The 24,155-nt window shown below is 59.6% G+C and carries 12 protein-coding genes and 1 pseudogene; 8 read left to right on the top strand and 5 right to left on the bottom strand.

Annotation, left to right across the window (positions count from 1 at the left end):
• The first annotated feature begins 209 nt into the window (after window positions 1–209).
• Window positions 210–1,397, top strand: coding sequence for an FkbM family methyltransferase (locus AC3EMP_RS18395; protein ID WP_196814960.1), 1,188 nt, complete (start codon window positions 210–212; stop codon window positions 1,395–1,397).
• Between the two features lie 46 nt (window positions 1,398–1,443).
• Here AC3EMP_RS18395 and AC3EMP_RS18390 read toward each other — a convergent pair whose 3' ends face one another.
• Genes AC3EMP_RS18390 through AC3EMP_RS18380 form a run of 3 tightly spaced genes read right to left on the bottom strand, consistent with a single transcriptional unit; the run spans window position 1,444 to window position 8,547 of the window.
• A complete protein-coding gene (locus AC3EMP_RS18390) occupies window positions 1,444–3,732 on the bottom strand; it encodes a glycosyltransferase family 25 protein (protein ID WP_352713575.1) in 2,289 nt (762 codons plus the stop codon).
• Entirely contained in the window at window positions 3,729–4,811 is a 1,083-nt protein-coding gene (locus tag AC3EMP_RS18385) for a tetratricopeptide repeat-containing glycosyltransferase (protein WP_196814961.1), read from the bottom strand. The genes AC3EMP_RS18390 and AC3EMP_RS18385 overlap by 4 nt, the downstream gene beginning before the upstream one ends.
• A 10-nt stretch (window positions 4,812–4,821) precedes the next feature.
• Window positions 4,822–8,547 (bottom strand): glycosyltransferase, encoded by a 3,726-nt coding sequence (locus AC3EMP_RS18380; protein WP_488494642.1) that lies wholly within the window; start codon window positions 8,545–8,547, stop codon window positions 4,822–4,824.
• Between the two features lie 990 nt (window positions 8,548–9,537).
• On the opposite strand from AC3EMP_RS18380, the gene AC3EMP_RS18375 reads away from it, so the two are divergent.
• The 6 genes and pseudogenes from AC3EMP_RS18375 to AC3EMP_RS18350 all read left to right on the top strand — a co-directional run bounded on the left by AC3EMP_RS18375 (window position 9,538) and on the right by AC3EMP_RS18350 (window position 19,651).
• Window positions 9,538–9,852, top strand: a complete 315-nt coding sequence (locus tag AC3EMP_RS18375) for a hypothetical protein (RefSeq protein ID WP_155923361.1) — start codon at window positions 9,538–9,540, stop codon at window positions 9,850–9,852.
• Window positions 9,853–9,943: 91 nt separating this feature from the next.
• Window positions 9,944–10,438, top strand: a pseudogene (locus tag AC3EMP_RS18370) (DUF4347 domain-containing protein); the annotation flags it as partial.
• Between the two features lie 537 nt (window positions 10,439–10,975).
• On the top strand, window positions 10,976–13,819 hold the full coding sequence (locus AC3EMP_RS18365) for a beta strand repeat-containing protein (RefSeq protein ID WP_488494734.1): 2,844 nt from the start codon (window positions 10,976–10,978) through the stop codon (window positions 13,817–13,819).
• A 320-nt stretch (window positions 13,820–14,139) separates the two neighbouring features.
• Window positions 14,140–16,443 carry a peptidase domain-containing ABC transporter gene (locus tag AC3EMP_RS18360; protein ID WP_352713488.1) on the top strand — a complete coding sequence of 768 codons (2,304 nt, stop codon included), beginning with the start codon at window positions 14,140–14,142 and terminating at the stop codon, window positions 16,441–16,443.
• Window positions 16,444–16,482: 39 nt separating this feature from the next.
• Window positions 16,483–17,889: an HlyD family type I secretion periplasmic adaptor subunit gene (locus AC3EMP_RS18355; protein ID WP_023697333.1), complete on the top strand. Its 1,407-nt coding sequence runs from the start codon at window positions 16,483–16,485 to the stop codon at window positions 17,887–17,889.
• Between the two features lie 28 nt (window positions 17,890–17,917).
• Window positions 17,918–19,651 (top strand): tetratricopeptide repeat protein, encoded by a 1,734-nt coding sequence (locus tag AC3EMP_RS18350; protein WP_352713491.1) that lies wholly within the window; start codon window positions 17,918–17,920, stop codon window positions 19,649–19,651.
• A 280-nt stretch (window positions 19,652–19,931) separates the two neighbouring features.
• On the opposite strand, the gene AC3EMP_RS18345 is transcribed toward AC3EMP_RS18350, so the two are convergent.
• Complete coding sequence (locus AC3EMP_RS18345) at window positions 19,932–20,366, bottom strand: hypothetical protein (RefSeq protein ID WP_245260159.1); 435 nt, start codon at window positions 20,364–20,366, stop codon at window positions 19,932–19,934.
• A 945-nt stretch (window positions 20,367–21,311) separates the two neighbouring features.
• Between AC3EMP_RS18345 and AC3EMP_RS18340 the strand changes: the two genes are divergently transcribed.
• Complete coding sequence (locus tag AC3EMP_RS18340; RefSeq protein WP_245275364.1) at window positions 21,312–22,214, top strand: glycosyltransferase; 903 nt, start codon at window positions 21,312–21,314, stop codon at window positions 22,212–22,214.
• Window positions 22,215–22,508: 294 nt separating this feature from the next.
• Here the strand turns inward: AC3EMP_RS18340 and AC3EMP_RS18335 are convergent, their stop codons facing one another.
• Complete coding sequence (locus tag AC3EMP_RS18335; protein ID WP_023715468.1) at window positions 22,509–23,951, bottom strand: hypothetical protein; 1,443 nt, start codon at window positions 23,949–23,951, stop codon at window positions 22,509–22,511.
• Between the last annotated feature and the right edge of the window lie 204 nt (window positions 23,952–24,155).

Here is a 24,155-nt window from a genome sequence, read left to right as displayed (position 1 = left end):
CAGTAGTCGGTGCCATGGTCGCGTAGCTTTCCCCGAGGGCGTCCCGATCGGTCAACGACGCAGAAATCAGGCTGCCGGCCGCCGAGCCTCCCAAGAGTGTAACGAAATCTCGTCGTCGCACTTCGATTCCTGATGTCCGACCGCCCAGATTTAATCTACCATGCTATCCACCAATGGCGAAGGCTCGGGGAGCAGATAGGGCATCAGGAGTGGGCGAGGCTATCCTTTCGCAAACTTACAGCGGAGATGATTTTTCAAATTGGCAGGTGGCGCATGAGATGTCTATTCGCCTAGAAGGCGAATTTCTTGTCGTCTCGGATACAGAACGACATAGCTGGCACCTCTTGCGATTGCAAGATCCAGCTTTTCTTTTTAGAATTGTTAGAGTGAAGTGTCGCGTAAAATTTTGCGTGAATTGCACCACCAATTTCTACGTCCACCACTACGGTTCTATTGATGTCGCCGAAATATCTCCTAGTGGAATTATCCTAGATAACGGCATAAGTATAAGTATATCGGTTGATCATGTCGCTGAGGATGTCTTTGATATCGACATACATTTTCTGAATCTCCACCCAACACTATCAATTGGCTGCTCCAACAACCGCAAGCCCGTCTATTCTGGTACAGGACATGAGCAATTTGTCCTCATGAGCGTTCTGGTTGAGACCTTTGACGCAAATGCTGAATTGTCTAGTGTGCCAGCGGAGGAGCGCATCACGATTGTCGATGTCGGCGGCCAAGGGGGCCTGCAGATCCAGTGGATGCTAAGAGCCGATCGGATTACGCCGATGGTTTTCGAACCGATACCGTCGGAGGCAGCCGCGATAAGGGAAACTCTTGGCCGAATCCCTGGCGCTCAAGTAATAGAGAAGGCCCTAGCGCATTCCACTGGCACTCAAAAATTACACATAGCTGCCTCATCGGACTGCTCATCACTGAGAGCGCCAAATACAGAGGTGTTGCAGCGGTATTCCATAGGACGACTTTTCACTACGATCGGCACCCAAGAGGTCGAATGTGTTCGATTTGACGAATTTTTCCGAACCCAGAGCGCGCCCTCACCGGACATGGTAAAAATTGATGTTCAGGGCTTCGAATACGAAGTACTTATCGGATTCGGTCGCCTTCTGGAGTCTTGCCTAGCCGTTGAATTGGAAACACACGTCACACCCATATATATAGGTCAAAAATTACTTTGTGATATCGTTTCACTCCTTGATGATTTTGGATTTTCTCTACGGAAGCTTAACGAAATAAAGCATTTTGACGGCGATGCGATTGAGTTCGACGCGGTTTTTACCAAGCGGCGTGAAAGGATCATGGCCTCATCGGAGCCGGTAAAGCGAAAATTTGCCGCGATCTCCGACGCATTAGGGCTTGCTCCATATTCTTAATTCTTAATGGTGACGTTCAGAGAAAGTTTTATTGAGAGTCATCAAATCAATGAGCTCGGTCCGCAGCTTCTCGCTCAGAAAGCTGTTCATCATCGGCAATGACAAGCGGCGGCATGCAGATGAACGCTTGCATCGAGCTATACGCCGCACACATCGCGCAGTCGATACCTGTATCCTCAAGAATTACTCCAGTTCCTGGAAATGGAATAGTTCTTTTTTTCAAAGGCAGGCATCGTTCAAGAAGTTTCTGCGCCCCCCTTGGCGTAAGTGAGTAGGCTTGCAGACCAAAAGAGTGCGCTATCCTAATAAGAGACCGAGAGGATTTGTCAGATTGGAACAAGGTGCCTTGCTTGCTGTATCGACGATCATAGAATTCAAGCTTAGCTTTCGAGAAACTGAAATCCAACCACAGGAAGAGCGGATCAAAGAGGAAACCCCACTTTATCATGTCCCAGTCCGCCGGTGCGTTGGAGAGAATGCGGGCAGATTCCGTAAGAAAGTCAAATGACGCACGAACATCATCTTCAAAAACAGTAATTATCTTATTTTCTGAAACCGCCAACTTCCATAGGTTGATGTGAGACAAAGCGCATCCAAGAGAACCTGGAAGGTAAGTGCAGTCCTCAGTAATAAATCCTTCCTTTATTAGCTGATCTCTGTCAACTGACGCACCATCAATTGCTGATACCCTCAAAGTATTTCTGACAAGATGCGGGTTATTGGCTTGATATTTAGAAAGTCGTGCAATACTGCGGTCCAGGTTTATCAAGTGAATCAATGGTGGTCCAGCTTCGCCATTTGATTGCAAGGCGACAGGCGCAAGGCTAATTGACCCTTGGTCGATATAAGTTCGAGTGGCTAAGCGAGAAGACTTGGCAGGCGATCCTGGTCGTTCGATCAGATCGACCCACTCATCAATCGAGTATTGCCAGTCGAACTTTCGCGCAGCTTCCCTCGTCATATAGCACTTTTCCACAAAGGCAGCGGGATTCTCCTTATAGTAGCGCAGAGTGGCACTGGTGAAGGCCTTGAATTTGCTGGGCTCGATCGGCGCAATTATGCCGCCTCCTTGATAAGCCTTGAGAGGAAAGTGGCCCACAGATGTGCCGATTACAAGCCTTCCCGCAGCTGCCCCTTCCATAACCGATAACGGGCCAGACTCGTTAACCGAACTTGTTACAACTGCATCGACGCTCTGATAGAAAATCGGCATATCGTGGAATGAAATCTGGTTTGCAGTTGAGCCGGCCACCTTGAATATCAACCCGGCCTCCTCCGCTGCCGCTTCGGCAAGGTCTCCGCGCTTCCACTCCACACCATACGTCTGTACGGACATTGATGTGGCGTAGCCAACTGTCGTTAGCCGTTCTGGCAAAGGACTAAAGAAGCTCTGATAGTCTATAGCGAGCGATGCGACCTCTGGCATTCTCGGTATGCCTAGCATCATCGAGGCTGAATACACCGATTCACTAACTACACCATAATTTGCAAACTTGTCGAATACGTCTTTTCCCTTCTGTTCTACAAGCATACGTATATCGAATTCGTGGTGGGAAATGGCAATTATTCGATCGTATGGAACTTGATATCGATCCACCAACGTGGACACTCCATCGAGGGCACTCATCCACACATCGTAGTATTTTGAAAGGTACTCGACTTGATCGATATTATTTATTTGCCAATCAAGTATATCTACAATGAACCCAAGGTCATGTAATTTACGCATTATATCGTAGTAAACCCTACCGTGAGACCACTTTGTATAGCCATATATCAGTACTCTCGGTCGTTTAGAATTCCTATTTGTTCTCGCCCTTATGACCGGATGAATAATGTAACCATGGATCCCGCTCCTGTCGAATTCCGGTCCAGCGGCGCGCAATATTTCACCGCCCAAGCCGGCGATGTCAGTGCACCAGTTCTCCGACGCGACGAATAGCTCCCACGTGCTGCAAACAGGAGCGCTGAGCCTCATCTGACCGTCAGGTATGGCCGACAGAAAAACTCCGCCGGACTTCAGCGCCAGCAAACCACGCTCTAGCGGAATGAATTCGAATATCGTGGGATCGACGGCTTGGTTTTCGCGCTGCGACTGTGAGACGGAAAAGCAGGTGCCAGAATAGCAGGAGATCGGTTCGGCCGAACCGTTGACGGCATGGATCAGGCGACCCTGCCGGTTTGCACCTCCCGAACGGTTGCTCGACTCAAAAAATGCGTTCGCCGGGCTGCTCTCGACAGGGCCGTGTCGCAACTCACCCGTTAAGGGCTCGACATATATGACGGTGCCGAACGCCGTGAACAGCCGCGCGGGCTTGTAGGACGGACTGTTCATGCCCCTGCCCGCAAGTCGTCTCGGTGTCTAATGAAAAAATCGAGGTTGTCCTTTAGCCGCTGATTGCCCGTATCCAGTTCTAGCGCCCTTTGCCCCCACTCCACCGCCTGGTCCATGACATTGAGGCGCCACGACGCGATCGCACCGAGATCACACAATCGAAAACCCCAGCAGTTCGCTTCGTCCAGATAGCTGCCGGTGCGGTGCGTCTTCTCGATCCCATTGGTGCAGGCCCAGAACAGATTCAGCCAGTCGGCCTTGCTGTGGAACTCCTCTGCCAGGTCGAGCCAGATCTCACGCCGGTGCGGCGCTTCCATCCGGGCCTTGTCCAGCCAGGACAATTTCTGCTCCGGCCGCATGCGCGCGATATAACGCATCGCCTCGGAGCGTTCTTCCGCCCACCTGCTTGTTGGCAATTCAAGGTAGCGCTCGAGCAGCGAAACGGCCCGCTCTTGCTGGTTGGCCCACATCAAGTCCCGTCCGAGCCAGAAGCAGATTTGAGCGTCTTCGGGGTCTTCCTTCAGTGCCACCTCCATCAGCGGCAGGTAGCTGCTCCTTGTTGGCTTGGCGAGGTCCTGCACCTCGAACATGACAATGTCACTGCTGTTCGCCGTGACCTCCGTTTCTCCAGTGAAGACCAGAGCCTCGTGGACTGGCCGCCTGAAACGATATCCCCAGCGATGATGAAAGTTTTTCGCTGGCCAGTTGCGAAGTGGGGTCGGGTCGTCGACGCTCGCTCTGTACACTGTCTGACAATAAAGGGCTGTCGTCTCGCGAGTCCAGACAGCCTCGAGCTTTGCCCGCCAGCCAGGTTCAAGGAACCGGTCCATGTCCATTGTGCAGCACACATCGACGTCGTGCGGGATCAGTGCCATGGCGGCGTTGCGGGCATCGTCGAAACGCCATGGGCGGACCGCTATCCTGTGCACGGTAACGCCGGCAGCGGTCAGCCGTTCCACCGTATCGTCGGTGCTGCCCGTGTCGGCGACAATGCGATAGTCGGCGTCGACGGCCGAATTGGCCCAGCGCTCCGCGTTTGCGGCTTCGTTCAAGGCGATGGTGTAGACAGCGACTTTCACGGCGCTCTGCTCACTCACGCACTGGTGCAAGACTTCGCCTGGCGGACATGCCCGACGGGCCCTTGCGGATAGCCACCAAGCCACCGAGCAGCTTTGCCCGATTCAGTTCGTAGTGGCTGTCGAAGAAGAGGATTTCGGCGAACTGACCGGCAAGCGCGCTCACGCCCAGCGGATCGACCGAGCGCGCGCTGCCGTGCTGCTGGATTTCCCGCAGCAGGGTCTTAGTCAGCGTGATCTTGCCGAGATCCTCGCCCGGCGGCTGCCAGTCAAGGTCTTCGAGGAAGTACCAGCCGCCCCCTGCGAGCAGAGGGAAAAACTCGCGCAGCGTCAACTGCTCGTCGAACGAGGCATGGCTGCCGTCGTCGACGATCACGTCAAGCGACCCAGGTCCGAATTTCGCGGCCACCTCGCGCAGATCGTCGAGCTTGGACTGGTCGCAGACGAACGACTTGAATCTTTCGTTGTTGAGCTGCGAAAAATCAGTCCGGTCGACGCCCATCACCCGGCAGAACGGAAAATAGCTCTGCCACAGGTCGACCGAAGGCGTCTCGGTCCGGTTGCCTTGTGCCTGCTTGGTGGACTGGCCGATCTCCAAGAGGAGTTTCATGGCCAGCCTTCTGCTCGACAGCAGCCGATCGTAGATCCGGGCATAGGCGTGTCGGTTCCCGGTGTGCCGGTTCTTGTCGGTATTGAAGCGGTCGGCGAGACTTGTGAATGTGGGGAAACTGTCGAGCGGGCTGATCAGCAGCGAGATCAACGGGGCCGCTTCGCCGCCCGGCCGGGCGTCGTTGCGGGCGGTCCAAAGATGGATGCCGAACACGCGATCATCGTTTAGATAGTCAGCCAATTCCGCTATCGGCCTGTCGAACCGGTCGATCTCCGTCCAATCGATCGCGTTATAGAACATCGGGCTGAACACCCGTTCTCGCAGTTCGGCTCCCGCATCGGAGGCGATGTAGTCAGACAGCAGCTTGGGGCCGATGTCGCCGAAATCCTTGCCGCGCGCTTCATGGAAACGCTCCAGCGACATTTCGTATAGCGCCCTGAGGTGGCGGCTGTAGGGCTTGGCGTATATGACGTTGCCGCAGATGAAGTGGCCCTTGTGTGCTCCCCGCCATTGCAGATTGAAAAAGTGATCGCCGCGAAAGGGGAACGGCCGCAGCAGGATCACGTCGGAATCCATCCACAGGCCGCCATGTTCGTAGAGCAGGGCGTAGCGGAAAATATCGCTGAAATATCTGATCTCGGAGCCGGCGACGATGCGCTCGAACAGGGCCCGCGGCATGACGTCGTCGGCATTGCGGACCTCGATCCCGTGCGGGACGAGGAATTCGAGCTTCTCTGGCGCATAGCTCCACACCCGCACCGGATGGCCAGCCGCTCGCATCGACGTTGTGGCGCCAATCAAGGTACGATGCTCAGCTTTGTCGGACATCGCTTCATAGAAGCAGTTGATCTGCGGAAGTGCGGTGTCGTCGCTGCCAAGGAAGGGATAAATCCGCGCGTCGAACTGGCGCGATCGTTGCCGTCGTTCCAGCGGAGAATCCACGTCGCGCAGAAACGGCGCGAGCTCATGAAAGATCTCTTCTGTCGACTTCATGCTGCCGGTGCCGAAGTCCTTACCTTCCAACGGCGCCCGGTTTGCATGACCCATGGCCCCACCGTCGGCGCGGCCAGGCTTGATCGCGGCTTTCGTTGGAGGGGCGCGAAAGGCCGGCGTCGACAGTGTCTGCTTCGTTCCTGGATCAGCCACCCCCGAAGACAGGCGATCCACATCCTCTAGCATCCCTCCCACATCCGCCTCATCGACGGTCGCGATCCAGCACTCGCTGTCGGCAACGCTGTAGGAAATCAGCAAGCGCTTCTCATCGGGATGCCAAGCCAATCCGGCAGCGAACTCGGCGCCCTTTTCCTTGAAGTAAAAGGGACGGCTCACCTTTTGCAGCAGGTTCATTGCGTCGAACCAAACAAACCGATGCAGGCAGTATCGCCTGCTCTCGGAGGGTCTCCATTGCACCTCGCGAATCAACATTAGCCAACCGCCGGCGAAAGCGACCTGTTGGCTTACGCCGCTGAATTGTTGGGCCGCAATTCCAGGAGAGCTCTCGCTGATCGTTTCAGCTTGCTCATCCGCCACCCGAACTGGATCGCCGAAATAGACGAACTGCAGCCGCTCCTCGCGGGCTTCGCCTGATTTGACCTGCGTCATCCATCTCCCGTCGTGCGCACTCGGCCCCGTCGCGGGCAGCACGCGCAGGTCGGTCATCCGGTGGTGGCTGGTTTCGCTGTCGTCGACGCGCATGATGACCTGCTTGCCCTCGCTGTCCGCCAGATCGCGGACGGAGGCCGAGCCCCACAGCTTACCTTTCCAGGCGAACAGACGCAGGTCCTCGACGCCGGCCTCGCGCATGTTTGTCGGCGGCAGCATCTCGGTTGTCGATCGGACGGCGAGCCCATTGGTCAACCGCAGAAGGAAATTCCGAGCGAGGATCGCCTCGCCGCCTTTCGTCCGGAGATGGACGCCGTCTTCGCTTGTGGTGTAGTTCACCGCTGCCTGAGCAAGCACAATCTCCTTGCCCAGGCGCGCCACCGAGGGGCTTGACGGCCTGTAGCCCTCGGGCGCAGCGAAAACGATCGGATGAGCGCTGAACGACGGCATCGTTGTCTTGGCTGGCTGCACATAGAAGAACAGGTTGGACCACGCGAGATCCCTGGGTCCATCGCCGATACTACGGTCCAGCGCTAACCAGTTGCATGCCGCGAAACCGCGGTCCTTGCGCACGGGATCGTGCGCGTAGTTTGCCGCAATGGAAAATTCTTCCAGCAGGCCTGTCGTGTAGACGAAATCCTCGAGGAACAGGATGTCCTGCTCCGGCCGCTTGATCGCCAGCCCTGCTTCGGAGAACAACACGCTGGCGTCGTTCATCCCCTTCTCGCGGTAAAACCGTGCCAGGTCATAAAGTGGCTCGGCGCGTTGCGGCCGTTGATTGAAGGCGGCAAGCGCCTGTTGAACAAAGCCAGCCTCGTCGCCGAGTTTGCGCAGGCAGCGCGCCTCCTGCAGGCGGGCATTCCACGCCTCCTCGTCCCAGCCGCCCATCGCGGCACGCTTGGCGTAGGCCACCGCCGCCTCCGCCGTCCGCCCAGCGTCGCGGTAGGACTGCGCCAGGTAGAACCAGTAGCGCTGATTTTCCGGATCGTTCTCAAGGGCGTCCAGCAAAAGCCTGGCATCACGCTCGAACTTGTCCACCCGGTTCGAGCCGCTGGCGTGGTCCTTGTACCAGGCACCCCTCAGTTCCTGCACGCCACCGGGCACGTCGAGATATTCGTGGGTCACGCCATGGTAGCGGGCACCGGCGTCGCGTTTGACAAGGCGCGTGTTCCAATAGGCCAGGCCGGAATCCGACCGCTGCAACAGCCGGTAGCCCGGGCCGTCGAGCCCCTCGCGGAACCCCGTATGCTCAACCATCAGCTCCATGTCGGCATCGTCGAACAGCAGATAGTCATAGGCGAGCGGCGAGGCATAGGCGTGATCGAGCGCGGCGTTGCGGGCCTGCTCGAAATTGTGGAACGGGAACTCGTGCAGCTCGCCAGGCAGGTTGTGGACGGCAAAGAACGCCTTGATGAAATCCTGGGTTCCGTCGTTCGAGCCGGTGTCGCCGATGACCCAGCAGTCGATGTGGTCGACAACCGCCCCGAGACAGCGTTGAAGGTTCGCCATCTCGTTCTTGACGATCATGTTAAGGCAGAGGCGCATACCGCTTGTCATATGCTGACTTTCGACCCCCATGACTGCGGGCTGAAGCGGTTACATTTGTGCCATGGTGCCATCGGGGACAGGGATCCGTTCCAGTGCGGACTTATCCGGCCTTCATGTCCCATGCACATTTTCCCCTGCCTCGGCCATCTGGATGCTACCTCAGCGTGATCCATTGTTAGCCAGCACCTTCCGCCGCAGCAAGGGTCTCGCGGTCACCCTGGGCGAGGCTTTGCGAATTGCCCTGTAGGCTCGATCGCCATGTACACCCCGCCGCGATATCAAGCGTTCGTCGATAACGAAGGTGGTGTATCTTAAGCCCCGGATTTTTCGATGCATTTGGTCGTATGCGCGCCATCTCGATGTTTTCCAAGGTAGTAAATCGTGGTTGGGCAATTAACAAATTGTAAACAGGTTATTTACAAGTTGCTAATTTTATAATTTACTAATGTCTTGTGTATGGGAGGGTTTCCGTGGACCGGGCAGTAGGCCTGTCGGTTCGCGTTGTCTGCGAAGCCAGGAGAGTATCTGGAGCAAGTGCCACTTCGTGCGTGAGGGCGCAGAAAGTGTTTGGCGCAAGGAAGACGTCATCCAACGTTTTCCCAACCTGATGTTCCCTCGCAAGTAGTCGATTTCCCTCGCAAGTTGAGACGCGTGTTGGGAGTTGGCTGTGGCTGGTGTGATACCAAGTGCGAAACGATGCGTCCGCAACGCAGCTTTCTGCTTCGATCAATCCCCCAATTATCTGCACCTGACCGCCAGCAAAGATTGCCTGGCGCTTGAGAAGTATTGCTCGTCGCCCTGCACGGCGCCCGTTGGTGTGCGGAGCTGCTGGCTGCTCAATGCACGCGGCTCGAGCGCCGGTAGAAGCTGCGACAGGCCTCAGCTGGCGCGGGCGCTCGGCAGCGATAGAAACCTAGGCACGAAACAAGACAAACGGCGGCGCAGCCGCTGCCGACGGAGGAGGAAATCATGAGCTATATAACGGGGTTTGCGGTCATGGAAGTTGCCGTGAGAGGCGTCTTGCCCATCGGCGACACGACCGAAAATGTGCCATATTTTATCCTGGACACCGCCAAGAGCGCCGTCGTCGGTCAAGTCATTCTTCCCAAGGCCGTCAAGCGAAGCCTCGCCGTCGCTGTCACCGTCAAGGTTCCGGCCGCAGCCGGTTCATTGGCGATTGGCACGTTTGACGATGGCGGGAATTTCCAGGCCTGCAGCTTCCTCCGCGTAGAGAGCCCCGCTGTCGAACATCCCGACGGCGCCGTCGGACCGTCCGGAAGATGAGGCCTCTCAAGCCGCTGATCCCGAGCGCTCGCCGGCCAGGCCGGTGGGCGGTTTCCGCTTGAACTGAGTTCGAAGCCAACAGGAGCCAGTCATGGCCCGTGCCTCTGAAATTCTTTTTGTCGATCCTTCAGTCTCCGACCTGCAGACGGTTCTCGGCAACGTGCGCCCCGAGGTTCAAGCGATTGTGCTCGACGGCCGCTGGCCGGCGGCGCGGCAGATCGCTGCGGCGCTCGCAGGGCATGAAGGGCTCGACGCGATCCATATTATGGCGCATGGCGCGCCTGGCCGGGTTAGCTTCACAGCCGGAGAGTGGTCGGCCGCTACACTGAAGGAAGATGCTGAGGATCTTGCCGCAATCGGCAGGGCGCTTGCCGCGGACGGTGAACTGCGGCTGTGGAGCTGCGAGACGGCATCGGGGGTTGCGGGCGAGACCTTCGTAACGGCGCTGCAAGAGGCCATCGGCGCGGACGTTTGCGCATCCAGGTCGCTGGTTGGCGCAGCCAAGCTGGGCGGCTCATGGGAGATGCCCGAAAACTCGGCCGGCTCGCGCTTGCCGCCGATGACATCCGTTGGCGTGGCGGCCTACACTGGGGTCCTGGCAGGGGGCAATTTGACGCTCACTGGTACTGTCTCATCCGGAAGCAGTAAGAGCATCAATACATTTTACATTATCGATACAACAACCAACACCGTTGTCGGCAGCTTCGTTCTTCCATCCTCGGCTAATACTGTTGCCCCAAATTTTGCTATAACGATTTCGATCCCAGATACTTTGCATGACTATGCAATATATGACAGCGGCTTTAACATATATGGCACGCTTATACACAACGCCGGCGGAACTGCGTTCGCGTTCAGCCCCGATTCTACCAACAACGGCAAAAACGGTGATACATTTGTTGGCGGCAACCTGGCTGTTACGAGCCAAGGCGCGACAGGCCCGGCAGGCCCCACCGGTCCGACCGGAGCCACAGGCGCGACCGGCGCGGGCGCAACGGGTGCGACCGGCGCGACGGGCGCCACAGGCGCGGGTGCGACTGGCGCGACAGGTGCCACGGGTGCTTCAGGCGGGACCGGTGCAACGGGCGCCACTGGCGCCACTGGCGCCACGGGTGCTTCAGGTGTGACCGGTGCGACGGGCGCGACAGGTGCTTCGGGTGGGACCGGTGCAACGGGCGCAACTGGCGCGACCGGCGCCACGGGCGCTTCTGGTGGGACTGGCGCGACGGGTGCTTCTGGTTCGACCGGTGCAACGGGCGCCACAGGTTCGACCGGCGATACCGGAGCGACTGGCTCTACTGGTTCAACCGGAGCCACAGGTGCGACCGGCGATACGGGAGCGACAGGCTCAACCGGAGCAACCGGTGATACCGGCGCGACCGGTGCAACGGGCTCGACTGGCTCGACTGGTGCTACCGGAGCCACAGGTGCGACCGGCGATACGGGAGCGACAGGTTCAACCGGAGCAACCGGTGATACCGGCGCGACCGGTGCAACGGGCTCGACTGGCTCGACTGGTGCTACCGGAGCCACAGGTGCGACCGGCGATACGGGAGCGACAGGTTCGACCGGCGCCACCGGCTCTACCGGTGCGACAGGCTCGACCGGAGCAACCGGTGATACCGGCGCGACCGGTGCAACGGGCTCGACCGGCGCGACTGGTGCTACCGGAGCCACAGGTGCGACCGGCGATACGGGAGCGACAGGTTCGACCGGCGCCACCGGCTCTACTGGTGCGACAGGCTCGACCGGAGCAACCGGTGATACCGGCGCGACCGGTGCAACGGGCTCGACCGGCGCGACTGGTGCTACCGGAGCCACAGGTGCGACCGGCGATACGGGAGCGACAGGCTCAACCGGAGCAACCGGTGATACCGGCGCGACCGGTGCAACGGGCTCGACCGGCGCGACTGGTGCTACCGGAGCCACAGGTGCGACCGGCGATACGGGAGCGACAGGTTCGACCGGAGCAACCGGCTCTACCGGTGCGACAGGCTCGACCGGAGCAACCGGTGATACCGGGGCGACCGGTGCAACGGGCTCGACTGGCTCGACTGGTGCTACCGGAGCCACAGGTGCGACCGGCGATACGGGAGCGACAGGTTCAACCGGAGCAACCGGTGATACCGGCGCGACGGGTGCAACGGGCTCGACTGGCTCGACTGGTGCTACCGGAGCCACAGGTGCGACCGGCGATACGGGAGCGACAGGTTCGACCGGCGCCACCGGCTCTACCGGTGCGACAGGCTCGACCGGAGCAACCGGTGATACCGGCGCGACCGGTGCAACGGGCTCGACCGGCGCGACTGGTGCTACCGGAGCCACAGGTGCGACCGGCGATACGGGAGCGACAGGTTCGACCGGCGCCACCGGCTCTACTGGTGCGACAGGTTCGACCGGCGCCACCGGCTCTACTGGTGCGACAGGCTCGACCGGGGCAACCGGTGATACCGGCGCGACCGGTGCAACGGGCTCGACTGGCTCGACTGGTGCTACCGGAGCCACAGGTGCGACCGGCGATACGGGAGCGACAGGTTCGACCGGCGCCACCGGCTCTACTGGTGCAACAGGCTCGACCGGAGCAACCGGTGATACCGGGGCGACAGGCTCGACCGGAGCAACCGGCTCTACTGGAGCGACTGGCTCGACCGGAGCGACTGGCTCGACCGGAGCAACCGGTGATACCGGCGCGACCGGTGCAACGGGCTCGACTGGCTCGACTGGTGCTACCGGAGCCACAGGTGCGACCGGCGATACGGGAGCGACAGGTTCGACCGGCGCCACCGGCTCTACCGGTGCGACAGGCTCGACCGGAGCAACCGGTGATACCGGCGCGACCGGTGCAACGGGCTCGACCGGCGCGACTGGTGCTACCGGAGCCACAGGTGCGACCGGCGATACGGGAGCGACAGGTTCGACCGGCGCCACCGGCTCTACTGGTGCGACAGGCTCGACCGGAGCAACCGGTGATACCGGCGCGACTGGTTCAACTGGTTCAACTGGTGCATCCGGAGCGACCGGAGCAACAGGTGATACCGGGGCTACTGGCTCCACCGGCGCGACTGGTTCAACTGGTTCAACTGGTGCAACCGGAGCGACCGGAGCAACAGGTGATACCGGGGCTACTGGCTCCACTGGAGCTACAGGTTCGACTGGTGCAACCGGTTCCACCGGGGCGACTGGCTCGACCGGAGCAACCGGCTCGACTGGCTCGACCGGAGCGACTGGCTCGACCGGAGCAACCGGTGATACCGGCGCGACCGGTGCAACGGGCTCGACTGGCTCGACTGGTGCTACCGGAGCCACAGGTGATTCCGGGGCGACAGGCTCGACTGGTGCAACGGGCTCTACCGGCGCGACTGGTGCGACCGGCGCCACAGGTGCAACTGGCGACACGGGAGCCACAGGTTCGACTGGTGCAACGGGCTCCACGGGAGCAACCGGTTCGACCGGAGCTACTGGCTCAACTGGTGCAACAGGCTCTACTGGCTCGACCGGAGCGACTGGCTCAGCCGGATCGACGGGAGCGACCGGAGCGACCGGAGCGGGCGGTGACACAGGTGACCACCACCATGGCAATAACGGCTTTGGCAACGGAGATCAGGATGCACCTGGTAATTCCGGGAACCATAACAATGCCGAAAACGGCCCTGGTCACAAAGCAAACGTCACGACCAATACGCTGGGCCTAAAGGACTCGACGCAGTTCCTGCAATCCGGCTCGACCGACAGTGGTGCCGTCAGCCATGCGTCGTTCCGGCAGCTTGTTGGCCTGGCGGCCAGTTCGGTGACGACCGACCTCCTGAATGTCCTCAACACGATCAGTGGATTTGGTCAGAACCAGAACAAGCCGTTTGGTGCGAGCACCGACCTGATCTCGGACAAGACCAAGCAGGGCGCCGGCTACGCCAACACCGACGACACAGTGAAGAAGGCTCTGAAGGATATTCTGAAGCCGCATGAGTGAGCAGTGAGTGAACCTGGACAGGAAATGGTCCAGATTAAACCAGGCGCGCGGGCTTCGCTGGAAAGCGGACCCGCGCGCTGATCATTCCAGGTTATTGGGTTCCCGACCATGGTCAGCCACCATGACCACACAGGACGAAACGTACGCGCGGACTTCGCGGGAGAGCGGAATTCGCGCGTTCATCATTTTCAAACAGGGATTGGCATCAGAGTCGCGTGGCCGGTCGGTTCGAAGTATAATGCGGCGTTGCCGGAAACCTCGGCAAATACCTCGGCTTGGGCATTTTCGAACCCTCGCCCTGCGTACCGGATGAGAAGTCCATGGTAAACGTGCCCGTAAACGCCGAAAACCAGCCGGCCTCGATCCGTGCCGACGCCGAAGGCGACGTCGCAGCGCGCCAAGCGGGCGGCCACAACGCGGCGGCGCGGACCCCCGGCGGTCCCGCCGAGCGCGACCAGATCGGGCCACGCATCAAGGCAGTACTGCAGGCCGCGCGTTATCATGGCGTCGAACTCGACCCCAACGAATTCAGGACAGCGAGCGCGGTTCCGACCGCTACCGATCTCTCCGAATGGGCGCAGACCGCCGGCATGTGGGCGCGTGCCCTGCGTATCCGCTGGTCACATCTTTTGCGCTTCCAGGATACCGGACCGGTCGTGCTGTTGTTCAGCGATGGCGGCGCGGCCCTCCTGACCGGAGCGAGTGCGGAGCGCAATGTCGTCTTCCTCAAAGGTGCCGACGCGCCGGACGACGGTGAGGCCACCCCCATCGACGAGCTTCGGCTGTCGCGGGTGTGGACGGGCGAGGCGGTGCTGCTGCGCGCGACACGGTCGCACGTGGCGGCGGATGCGCCTTTCACCCTTCACTGGCTCACCCAACTGGTGCGGCTAGAAAGCCAGCCCCTGCGCGACATAGCCATTGCCTCGTTCACGCTGAGCATTCTGACCATCCTGCCGCCACTCATCGTAATGACGCTGGTCAACAAGGTGCTGCAGTTCAACAGCATCTCGACGTTGCTGCTCTTGTCTGCGGTGATTGCCGTGGTCTTCGCCTATGAGACACTTCTTGGCCATGCGCGGCGACTGATCATCAACGTCGTCGGCGCCCGTCTGGACACCAAGCTGCAGTTGCACGTCTTTAGCCGGCTCTTGCGCCTGCCGCTCGACTATTTCGAGCGTCATCCGGCCGGCGAGACGATGTATCATCTGGCCCAAGTCTATCGTATTAGAGAGTTCCTGACCGGAAAACTTCTCAGCACGTTCCTGGATCTGATCACACTGTGCGTGCTGATACCGGTCATGTTCTACATCAATGCCACGCTCGCCTGGGTGGTAATGGCGTGCGCGGCCGTGATCATGCTGATCATCCTTGCCTTTCTCAGACCGCTGCGCCGCAGATACCAGCGAGTGGTCGAAGCCGAGACCTGGAAGTCGGCAGCGCTTGGCGAGACTGTCGTCGGCATCAAGACAGTGAAGGCGCTCGGCCTCGAGCCGCAGCGCAAGGCGCTCTGGGATGAGCGCGTAGCGGAAGCCGGAAAGGCTCGCCTCGCCTTCGGGCAGCTTGCAAGCTGGCCGCAGACGCTGGTCACGCCGATCGAACGCGTCATGGTGCTCGGCACCATGCTGATCGGCGCCTATCTCGCATTGAACGACCGCTCGGGCTATATGGTTGGCAGCCTGTTTGCCTTCATGATGATCTCCCAGCGCGTAGCGCAGCCGCTGGTCGGCCTGGCCCGACTGGTTGAAGACTACGAGGAGGTCGGTGCAGCTATTGGCGAGGCGGCCTCGGTTCTCAACCGGCCGCTGGAGAGCAGTTCGAATTCCACCGGCCTGAGACCCAGGCTTGTGGGCGAGGTCACTTTCAGCGACCTGACATTCAGCTACATCGCTACAAAGACACCGGCGCTTGACCGGGTCAGCTTCCACATTCCCGCCGGCAGCATGTTTGGCATTGTTGGGCGTAGCGGTTCGGGAAAATCAACGATCGCGCGCCTCCTACAGGGAATCAACCGCGACTACAGTGGCTTCCTCAAACTTGATGGCGTCGACCTCAAGGAGATCAACCTACGCCATCTTCGTCAAGGGCTCGGCGTGGTCCTGCAGGACAATTTTCTCTTTCGCGGGTCGATCCGCGATAACATCATCGCCGGGCGTCCAGGCTTGACGCTTTCCGATGCCATGCGCGCCGCGCACCTCGCCGGCGCCCAGGAATTCATCGAGCGCATGCCCAATGGCTTTGACACCTATATCGAGGAAGGTTCGCCCAATTTGTCAGGCGGTCAAAAGCAGCGGCTGGCGATCGCACGCGCCCTCATCCACGACCCGACCATTCTCATCCTCGACGAAGCGACCAGCGCGCTCGACCCGGAGAGCGAGGCAGTGGTAAGCGCCAATCTTATGCGCATCGCCAGCGGCCGCACGATGATCATCGTTTCGCACCGGCTGTCCTCGCTAACAGAATGCGACAACATCCTGGTTATGGATCAAGGTAAGGTCCTTGACGTCGCGCCGCACTCGACACTGCTCGAGCGCTGCGCGCTGTATCGTCAGCTGTGGTCGCAGCAAAACCGGCACCTCGACGGCCGTCATGGCCGCCCGGTCGCCATCCCACCGCGGTTGGTTTGACGATGCCACGACTCAGATGCGCTTCAGGTCCGGTAACCCATGAGTAGCACCTCTCTCATCACCCTCCCCTCTCGGCGGCATCGGATGGAAACGAGGGATCTGACGACGCCAGCCATACTCGAATTCCAGTGGCCGTCGACGGCTGTCGCCAATGCTCCTATTCCGCAGGCGGCGCGGCGCATCGTCTGGATCATCGCGAGCCTGGTCATCGCGCTGATCGCCGTGGCCGGACTGATACCGGTCGATCAGGTTGTAACGGCCAGAGGACTCGTGGTGTCAAAATCGCCCAATATGGTCGTGCAGCCGCTGGAGACGGCGATCGTGCGCTCGATCGACGTTCGTGAGGGACAGCACGTGCAGGCCGGTCAGGTGCTTGCTCGCCTCGATGCGACTTTTGCTTCTGCCGATCTGGCGGCGCTCGGGATGCAGGTTTCGACACTTGAAGCTGAAGTCGCGCGGTTGAAAGCCGAAGCGGACGGCCAGACCTTCAACTATGACGGTCTCGACCCAAGCTGGACCTTGCAGGCATCGATTTTTGAGCGCCGCAAGGCGGTCTATGACGCCAAGGTCGAGAATTTCGACCGGCAGCGCGACGAACTCAGTTCCGTAATCTCGCGGTCGCTATCGGATGCAGATGGCTACCGCCAGCGGCTCGCGGTCGCGGGCTCGATCGAAGAGATGCGCAAGCAGCTCGAAGCAAGGCAGGTGGGCAGCCGCCTCAACACGCTGCTCGCCGAAGATAATCGCGCGGAAATGTCCCGGGCGCTCGGCAATGCCGAGCAGACCGCGCAAGCCGCAAAGCTCCAGCAGGCGGCGGTGGCCGCCGAGCGCGACGGCTATATTCAGGGCTGGCGAGCGGATGTTTCACAGAGCCTGTCCGAAGCCAGTTCGCGCATGTCGGACGCCCGTGAACTTCACAACAAGGCAAAGCTGCGTAAGCAATTGGTCGAGCTGAAGAGCGAAGCAGACGCGATCGTTCAATCCGTGGCCAAGGTCTCGGTCGGTTCGGTCCTGCAGTCCGGCGAGCGCTTGATTACGCTGGTGCCGGCCAACGCGCAGCTTGAAATCGAGACAAACATCGTCGGCCGCAGCAGCGGCTTTGTGCATATCGGCGACCCGGTGGTCATCAAGTTCGATACCTTCCCCTATTCGCAATACGGCCTTGCTCATGGCACCGTGCGGACGCTCAGCCCTGATTCCTTCTCTGCGCAGGATCAGGCGCGCGATCCGAACAGCTCACTGGCCATGCTGCCTTCGGACGCCGAACCGTTCTATCGCACGCGGATTTCCATCGACCAAGTCGCCCTCCACGGCGTGCCTACCGGTTTCACCGTGAGCCCTGGCATGCCGGTGACCGCCGACGTTAAGGTCGGCCGCCGCACAGTGCTCAAATATATTCTCGGTGTGATGCTCCCGATCGGCCAGGAAGCCATGCGGGAGCCATAGCGCAGGGTGTTTTCGGAGGCTCGGATCGATGACAATCCTGGATCGGCTGACTGTCTTGGCCTCCCCGGCGGCAGCGTTGCGCCGAGCGATCCAGCTCTCTGACAGCGGCAAGCCCGCAGAAGCCTTTCCGCTGATGGCGACCGCGGCGCGCGCGGGGATCGTCGAGGCCGAGTACCGGGTCGCGCGTTGCTATCTCGAAGGCTCGGGTGTGCCGCCAAGCCGTATGGAAGGGGCGCGATGGCTGCTGCGGGCAGCCAACCACGGGAGCGCCGATGCGCAAGCGCTGCTCGCTGCTCTCTACCTGACCGGGCTGGTGGCTAAGGAAGGCGACGGCAAGGGCTCCGAATCCGACCAATTGTTCATGGCGGATTCCTCGGGCAAACCGGACTTCACAGCGGCGTTCGATTTTGCCACCAAGGCGGCTGAGGCGGGCTCGGCCACCGGACAGGCGATCCTCGGCTATATACTTACCAGCGGTCCCAAAGCAATGCGCAATGCAGATGCGGCGCACCGATGGTACGAGAAGTCGGCTTCTGCCGGCTGCGCCGAGGGGTGTCTCGGCTTTGCCCTGTCGCTCGCCCGTAGTGGCAAACGTGAAAACAGGGTCAGGATTGCAAACGAGGTAAGACGCGCCGCCGACGCCGGTCTGCCGACCGCAATCTACCTTCTCGCGGTCCTTACCGAGCACGGGCTCGGCGTCGTGCGCGACATCAACGCAGCCGTTCAACTCTATCAGGCTGCTGCAGAAAAAGGCCTTCCCTCCGCTCAGTTCCGGTTGGGACTGGCACTGATTGATGGTGCATCTGTCGACCAGGACATATCTGCTGGAGAGGCGTGGATGCGGCGCGCTGCATTGGCGGGCAATATTGAGGCTGCCTATCTCCTTGGCGATCGCTATGTAAAAACGCAGCGGCCGGATTTTGCAGAATCCGCAAACTGGTATCGGCGGGCGGCCGAAGCGGGCCATCAGGCCGCCGCCCGCGCTTTGGCCTCGCTTTATTTGACGGGCAACGGCGTGGCTCAGGATCTCGAAGAAGGGGCACGCTGGCTACGCGCCGCTGCACTTGGCGGCAATCAGGAAGCACAGGTCGATCTCGCCAATCTTGTTCTCGAAGGAGCCGGCGAGCCGGATGATCGTGCAAGCGTTGCCGGATGGTTCGAAGCGGCCGCTTCATCGGGGGACCTGATCGCCGCGTTCAATCTTGGGCTCTGCTTCGCCAATGGCGTTGGCGTCCGCCAGGACGAGGGCCAAGCGGCGCAATGGCTAAGGCGCGCGGCTGAAGGTGTCGCCGAGGCGCAATATATGTACGCCCGTCTCCTGCAAGATGGACGCGGCGTGGTGACCGACCTATCGCAGGCCCGCCTCTGGTTTGCTCGGGCGGCCAATGCCGGCCTGCTCGACGCCCAGGTGGCGCTTGCCGAGATGCTGCTCAATGGCCGCGGTGGCGCGCGTGAGCCAAAGGTAGCTATGCAGCTGTTCGAGCGGGCCGCGCTCGACGGTCACGCCGGAGCGATGTTTGCACTTGGCGCGATGTATGGAACTGGCCAGGGCGTGCGGGTCAGCCAAACGGCGGCGCAGAAATGGTACTCCGCCGCTGCTGGACGTGGGCACGGCCAAGCCCAACTCATGCTCGGGCGTTATTTCTCAAGGGGTATCGCTGGGGAGCGCGACCCGGCAGCCGGTCGCCTATGGCTTGAGCGCGCAGCAGCACTCGGTATTAGTGAAGCGGCCGACGAACTTGCCGAACTCGCCCCGGGTTGAGACCCGCATAGTGCGAGCGCGCCAAACGCATGTCAGCCACGAATGAGAATCCAGCGGATTCTAGGTTTGGTGCGGAAGCCAATTGCCCCCCTGGCGGTCATATATCCGTGCTCCGTTTTCCTTCATCTGGTTGCCGATCAACTGGGTCGTGCCGTCGAGTTCTGGTCCGCAATGCGCGCCTGGGTGACCGTGCTGACGGCGCCAAGCTCGGCAAAGGCGAGTCGCTTCCCCATACCATCTCTGCTCGATTTGCTGAACGGCGGCCCTTTAAGCGGCCATTTCATTCAAGGAATCCCGCCTGACGAAGCTTCGTAAGCAAAAGCGCGATGGCGCCCGTGTAGCTAACGCGGGCTTGCTCAGCCATCGGCAGAGAACACCACACGGTTAGTTCGACAATTTTGTCCTCGTCGCCGTCTATCGGAGCGGAGCTAAGTTGCCCTTGCTTGTCCATAATGATTGCGACGGTGCCATTTGCACCATACCCAATTGCCGCCAACCTCTGGATTCGCATGTCGCCATCGACGCGAACATCGAACAGGATGGAACCGTCCGTTTTCTCGGCGACATCACTCACTCGATCGAAAAACGGACGGGTCATCCCGCCAGCGTTGGCAAGAGATTGCTCCAGTAAGACTAGTTCAACGTACTCCGCCTTCATACGGCAAGAGTGCTCGGCCTGCCTCGCGGGACCAATGACCGTTGAAGGCTTATCCACACCAAACACCCATCCATCTAAGTTGTTTTTGAATGATGGAAGGAGCCGGGGGCGGCAGAGCGCTCTATCGCCGACTTACAGATCGTGCCTTATCGCGCTGAGGCCGGCAGCCTGGCGCAGTCTGCATCGGAGCTGAATGGACGCGGGCTCGGATCGAGGATGTCGAAGAAGGCCGACAGCCTCCGTGTTCGACCACGATGAAGGTCTCGATTTTGGGGCCGTCCGCGCCGCTGCCTTTCAGTGTATGCTTATCTGGCTGGGCTTACGACTTTCGCGATGCTGAAGGCAGGGAAAGGAGTGCACCTCATCCCTGCCCTCATCCCTGGCGCCGAGTGGCCGTATCGGCGCGCGCGAGCACATCTGAGACGGTACCACCCACATGGGCCAGCACGGCAACAGATGTGATAGCGCGCCGCCAGCGATGACGCACAGTCAGCCTGATGCCTGCGGATGATCGCGAGCGCAAGAACGCTCGGAGTTTGCTGGGCTGAATTCCCGCTGCGGCAACTATTATCAATAAGGTTAGACCCAACTTGCTCCTTTAAAGGAGCCTCTTGTCCTCTGGTTCCGTTGACAAAAAGCCACTACCCGATACCTTTTCACGACCATACTGAAACTTACGACAATTTTTTCCGTGGCATTGGATGAATGCCGTCAATGGGTTCGATACCCCTATCTGGAGAACGGTCGTTGGATATTGAAAAGCGGCAAGGTCCACGGAGGGCGGCGGGAAGAGTTGGATCGACTTGTTCCGAACCCTTCGGGGCTCTCGCCGTTGGTCGTCCACTCTTTGAAAACTCGTTATCGATATTGAACCGGACTGGTGCTTGGCATATCGCAAAGGACCTTTGCCAGGAGTTCGTACCACAGCACGCACGGGTTCGATATTGGAGACTTGGCGCGGTGGCTCCCGGAGGGCTGGCGCGCAAGATCGCGGCAAGGCTGATGATGCTGGAAATCAATTGGCTTAAGGATAGCCGATATTGCTTGATCGGCAGCAAAGCCGCTGATGGCTACAGCCGGGTTTTTCTCGATCCGCTCTTTGTGCTGAGGTCAGAGCTGGCTGAAAAAGATGTCGTGCTCTGCCATGACGTCGGCCCTTTGAGCCACAGCTTCCTCTATGACCCTGGAACCGTTGAGAATTACCGTGTCGCATATGAAAAAATCCGCAGACACAGGCCCGGGATTGTTTTCGTCAGCGATTGGTCGAAGGATAATTTCGTCTCCATCTATGGGTCAAATTTCCGATTCCTGATCACCATTCCGCTGTACGTGCGTACGGGCCTGTTTGATGGATCCCTGGAATCCCTTCCTGCTGTCAAAGGGCCATTCTTCTTGACTGTCGGCGCCTTTGAAACACGCAAGAACCAGATCACGGCGCTTGAGGCATATCGAAACGGCGGGTTCTACAAGCAAGGTATCAAATACGTGCTTTGCGGCTCGCGAGGCGACGGCCGCGAGAAGATCATCGATCTTGCGAAATCGATACCAGGGACGGTGCTGCCGGGATATGTGCCGGACAGCCAGTTGCGATGGCTCTACGCGAACGCTGAGGCATTCGTTCTGCCGAGCCTTCTGGAAGGGTTTGGAATGCCCGCCTTGGAGGCGGCCCATATGGGCCTCTTACCGATCGTCTCCGAGAGAAGTGCATTGGTGGAAGCGGTGGAAGGAGTCTGCGTGCAAGTTCCTCCACACGACACGACTGCAATCGGACAGGCGATGCGGCAAGCGCTTTCACGCAGTTCGAGCGAAAAGGCACAGGCCAGCCGCGAACTGCGGGACGTTGCCTCGCGCGCTTCTAAACAGCGCTTCCTGCAGGGCTGGCGAAGCCTGCTGCTGGGCGGATAAAGCAGGCCGGACGTTTCGTTGAGGCGTGGGCGTACCTCGCCTCTGGAGTAGCTGCCAAAAGGGCAGGCCTCGCGATATCACAATCGCAAATTGCCCGCTGCCAACGCAAGCCTACATTTATCAGCTCGTCCTAGAGCCAAAGACACATGGCACTGCATACGGCTGCTGAGATCGCGCAAATATCACAAGGAGTCGGCGAAGCAGTGAATGGCTACGAAAGCAGTAGTCCGATTTTCCGGCATCGCTGGCAAAACAACTCGAGTGGCACTGGGCGTCGCGTAGCGTTCCGGTCGCCTAAGCGGCATCGATAGCAGGCATGGGCTGTGCCGCCTGATAGCGATTGTGTCTTTCAAATCCTGCTGCCATGCGTAAGGCGCTGACCCTGGTGGCGGAGACGACGGCGATTGCGATGCAGAAGATGGGGCCTGGGTCAGCGCTGCCGCCCGACACCGAGTTGGCAATTATGGCGGCGAAGGCGGCGTTCCTGATGCTCATTGCGACTGCAGCCGTCTCAGGCGTCACCCATTGTTGTACCCCGCCCAATCCCCTGGTCAGGACACCGAGCAGCATGGCCATCATCAGAGACCCAAAGAAGCCAAGCTGGGACAGAACCGCGATCGGCCAGCTCGATGCCCTGGAACTGCCGAAGCCCACGCCAAGGCCACTGGTGTCAACGAACGACTGCAGGCTCTTGAGGTTCCAATAGGTGCGCTCGTTGCCCGAGGCGGAAGCTGCCTTGTTGATGATGGTGCTGTTGATGAGCCTGACGAAGGGATCCAGCGCGTCGGCCCGGTAGAGGCTCACGCCCATAACAAGGGCCACGCCCAGCACCATCAGGACGGTGATCAATATCTCCTCCCGCTCGACTCGTCCCCTGAGAACTGATGCCAACATTGAGAGGGCGACCGGAATGCACAGCAGAGTGAGGCCAACATAGGCGGTCGAGGACGTCGACAGGATGGTCAGGAAAAGCAGGATGGCCGACAGCCACTGGGCGAGACGGGACCTGGTCATTCTCCAGTATGTATAGGAGAATGCCAAGCAGGCCAGGGAGGCGCCGGCAAACGAAGAGGCCTCGGAAAAAGGTCCTGTGATGCGTGCGAAACCGGCCTCGTAGGCGTCACTTATGATCGCATAGTTGGCGGTTCTGATCGGGGCGAGTACGTCGCCCACGCCGGCATTTTTGCTGACGAAATCAATCAGCCCCATGCCAGCATGCAGGCCGCACCACAAAAAGAACCCACGGCGTAGCTGGTCTATCCTGTCAGAGTGCAGCAACAGGGTGCAAAGCGCGATGGTCGTGAGCCCACCGAGAATGAAATAGCCTGTCTGAGAGGTATTGCCTGAAACCGGAGCCAGCGAAGCTTCCACGACGGTGCCGCGGATTTTCGACTGGACAAAGACAGCCGTCTGCCCGGCGAAGAACCTTGGAAACAGCCACGCTCCAATAACTGCGTAAACCATAGCGCCCGCAAGAACCCAGACCGCGCGGATGCTCCCAAACACCTTTCCTAAGTCGATCCATATATGTCGTCTGGCAGCGACGGCAGCGACGAGCAGAGCCTCGAACATGGTGTAGATGAGCGGAGAAGACCCACCCAAAAAAGTCAGGGTCATAACGGCGGTAGCGCCGAATGCCTGGGAAGCAATCAGCCCAACTATCAGCATTCCTCGGGAATAGTATGCAATGATCAGAATGGCCGCGCACACCAGAAGACCCGGCAGAGAAACCTGCATTGCTGACTGAGCCTCTCTCCCTGTTGGTCATTCTAGCGTTCGAAAGACGCTATCCGATGAGTGCATCATTCGACAGGTGCATAGCTTGGGCAAGAGAGCCAAACGGCGTAGTCCTGCTTTCCGCAGGAAGCCGTAGCCCCGAGCAGCGGCAGATCCCACGGCGCAAAGTTATTTTGCCGGTGAGCCTGATAAAATGGCTGCCAG

Source organism: Mesorhizobium sp. P160219 (genome assembly GCF_057786095.1).
The sequence above is the reverse complement of the archived record's forward strand: the minus strand, read 5'-3'. Positions and strand labels throughout refer to the sequence as shown.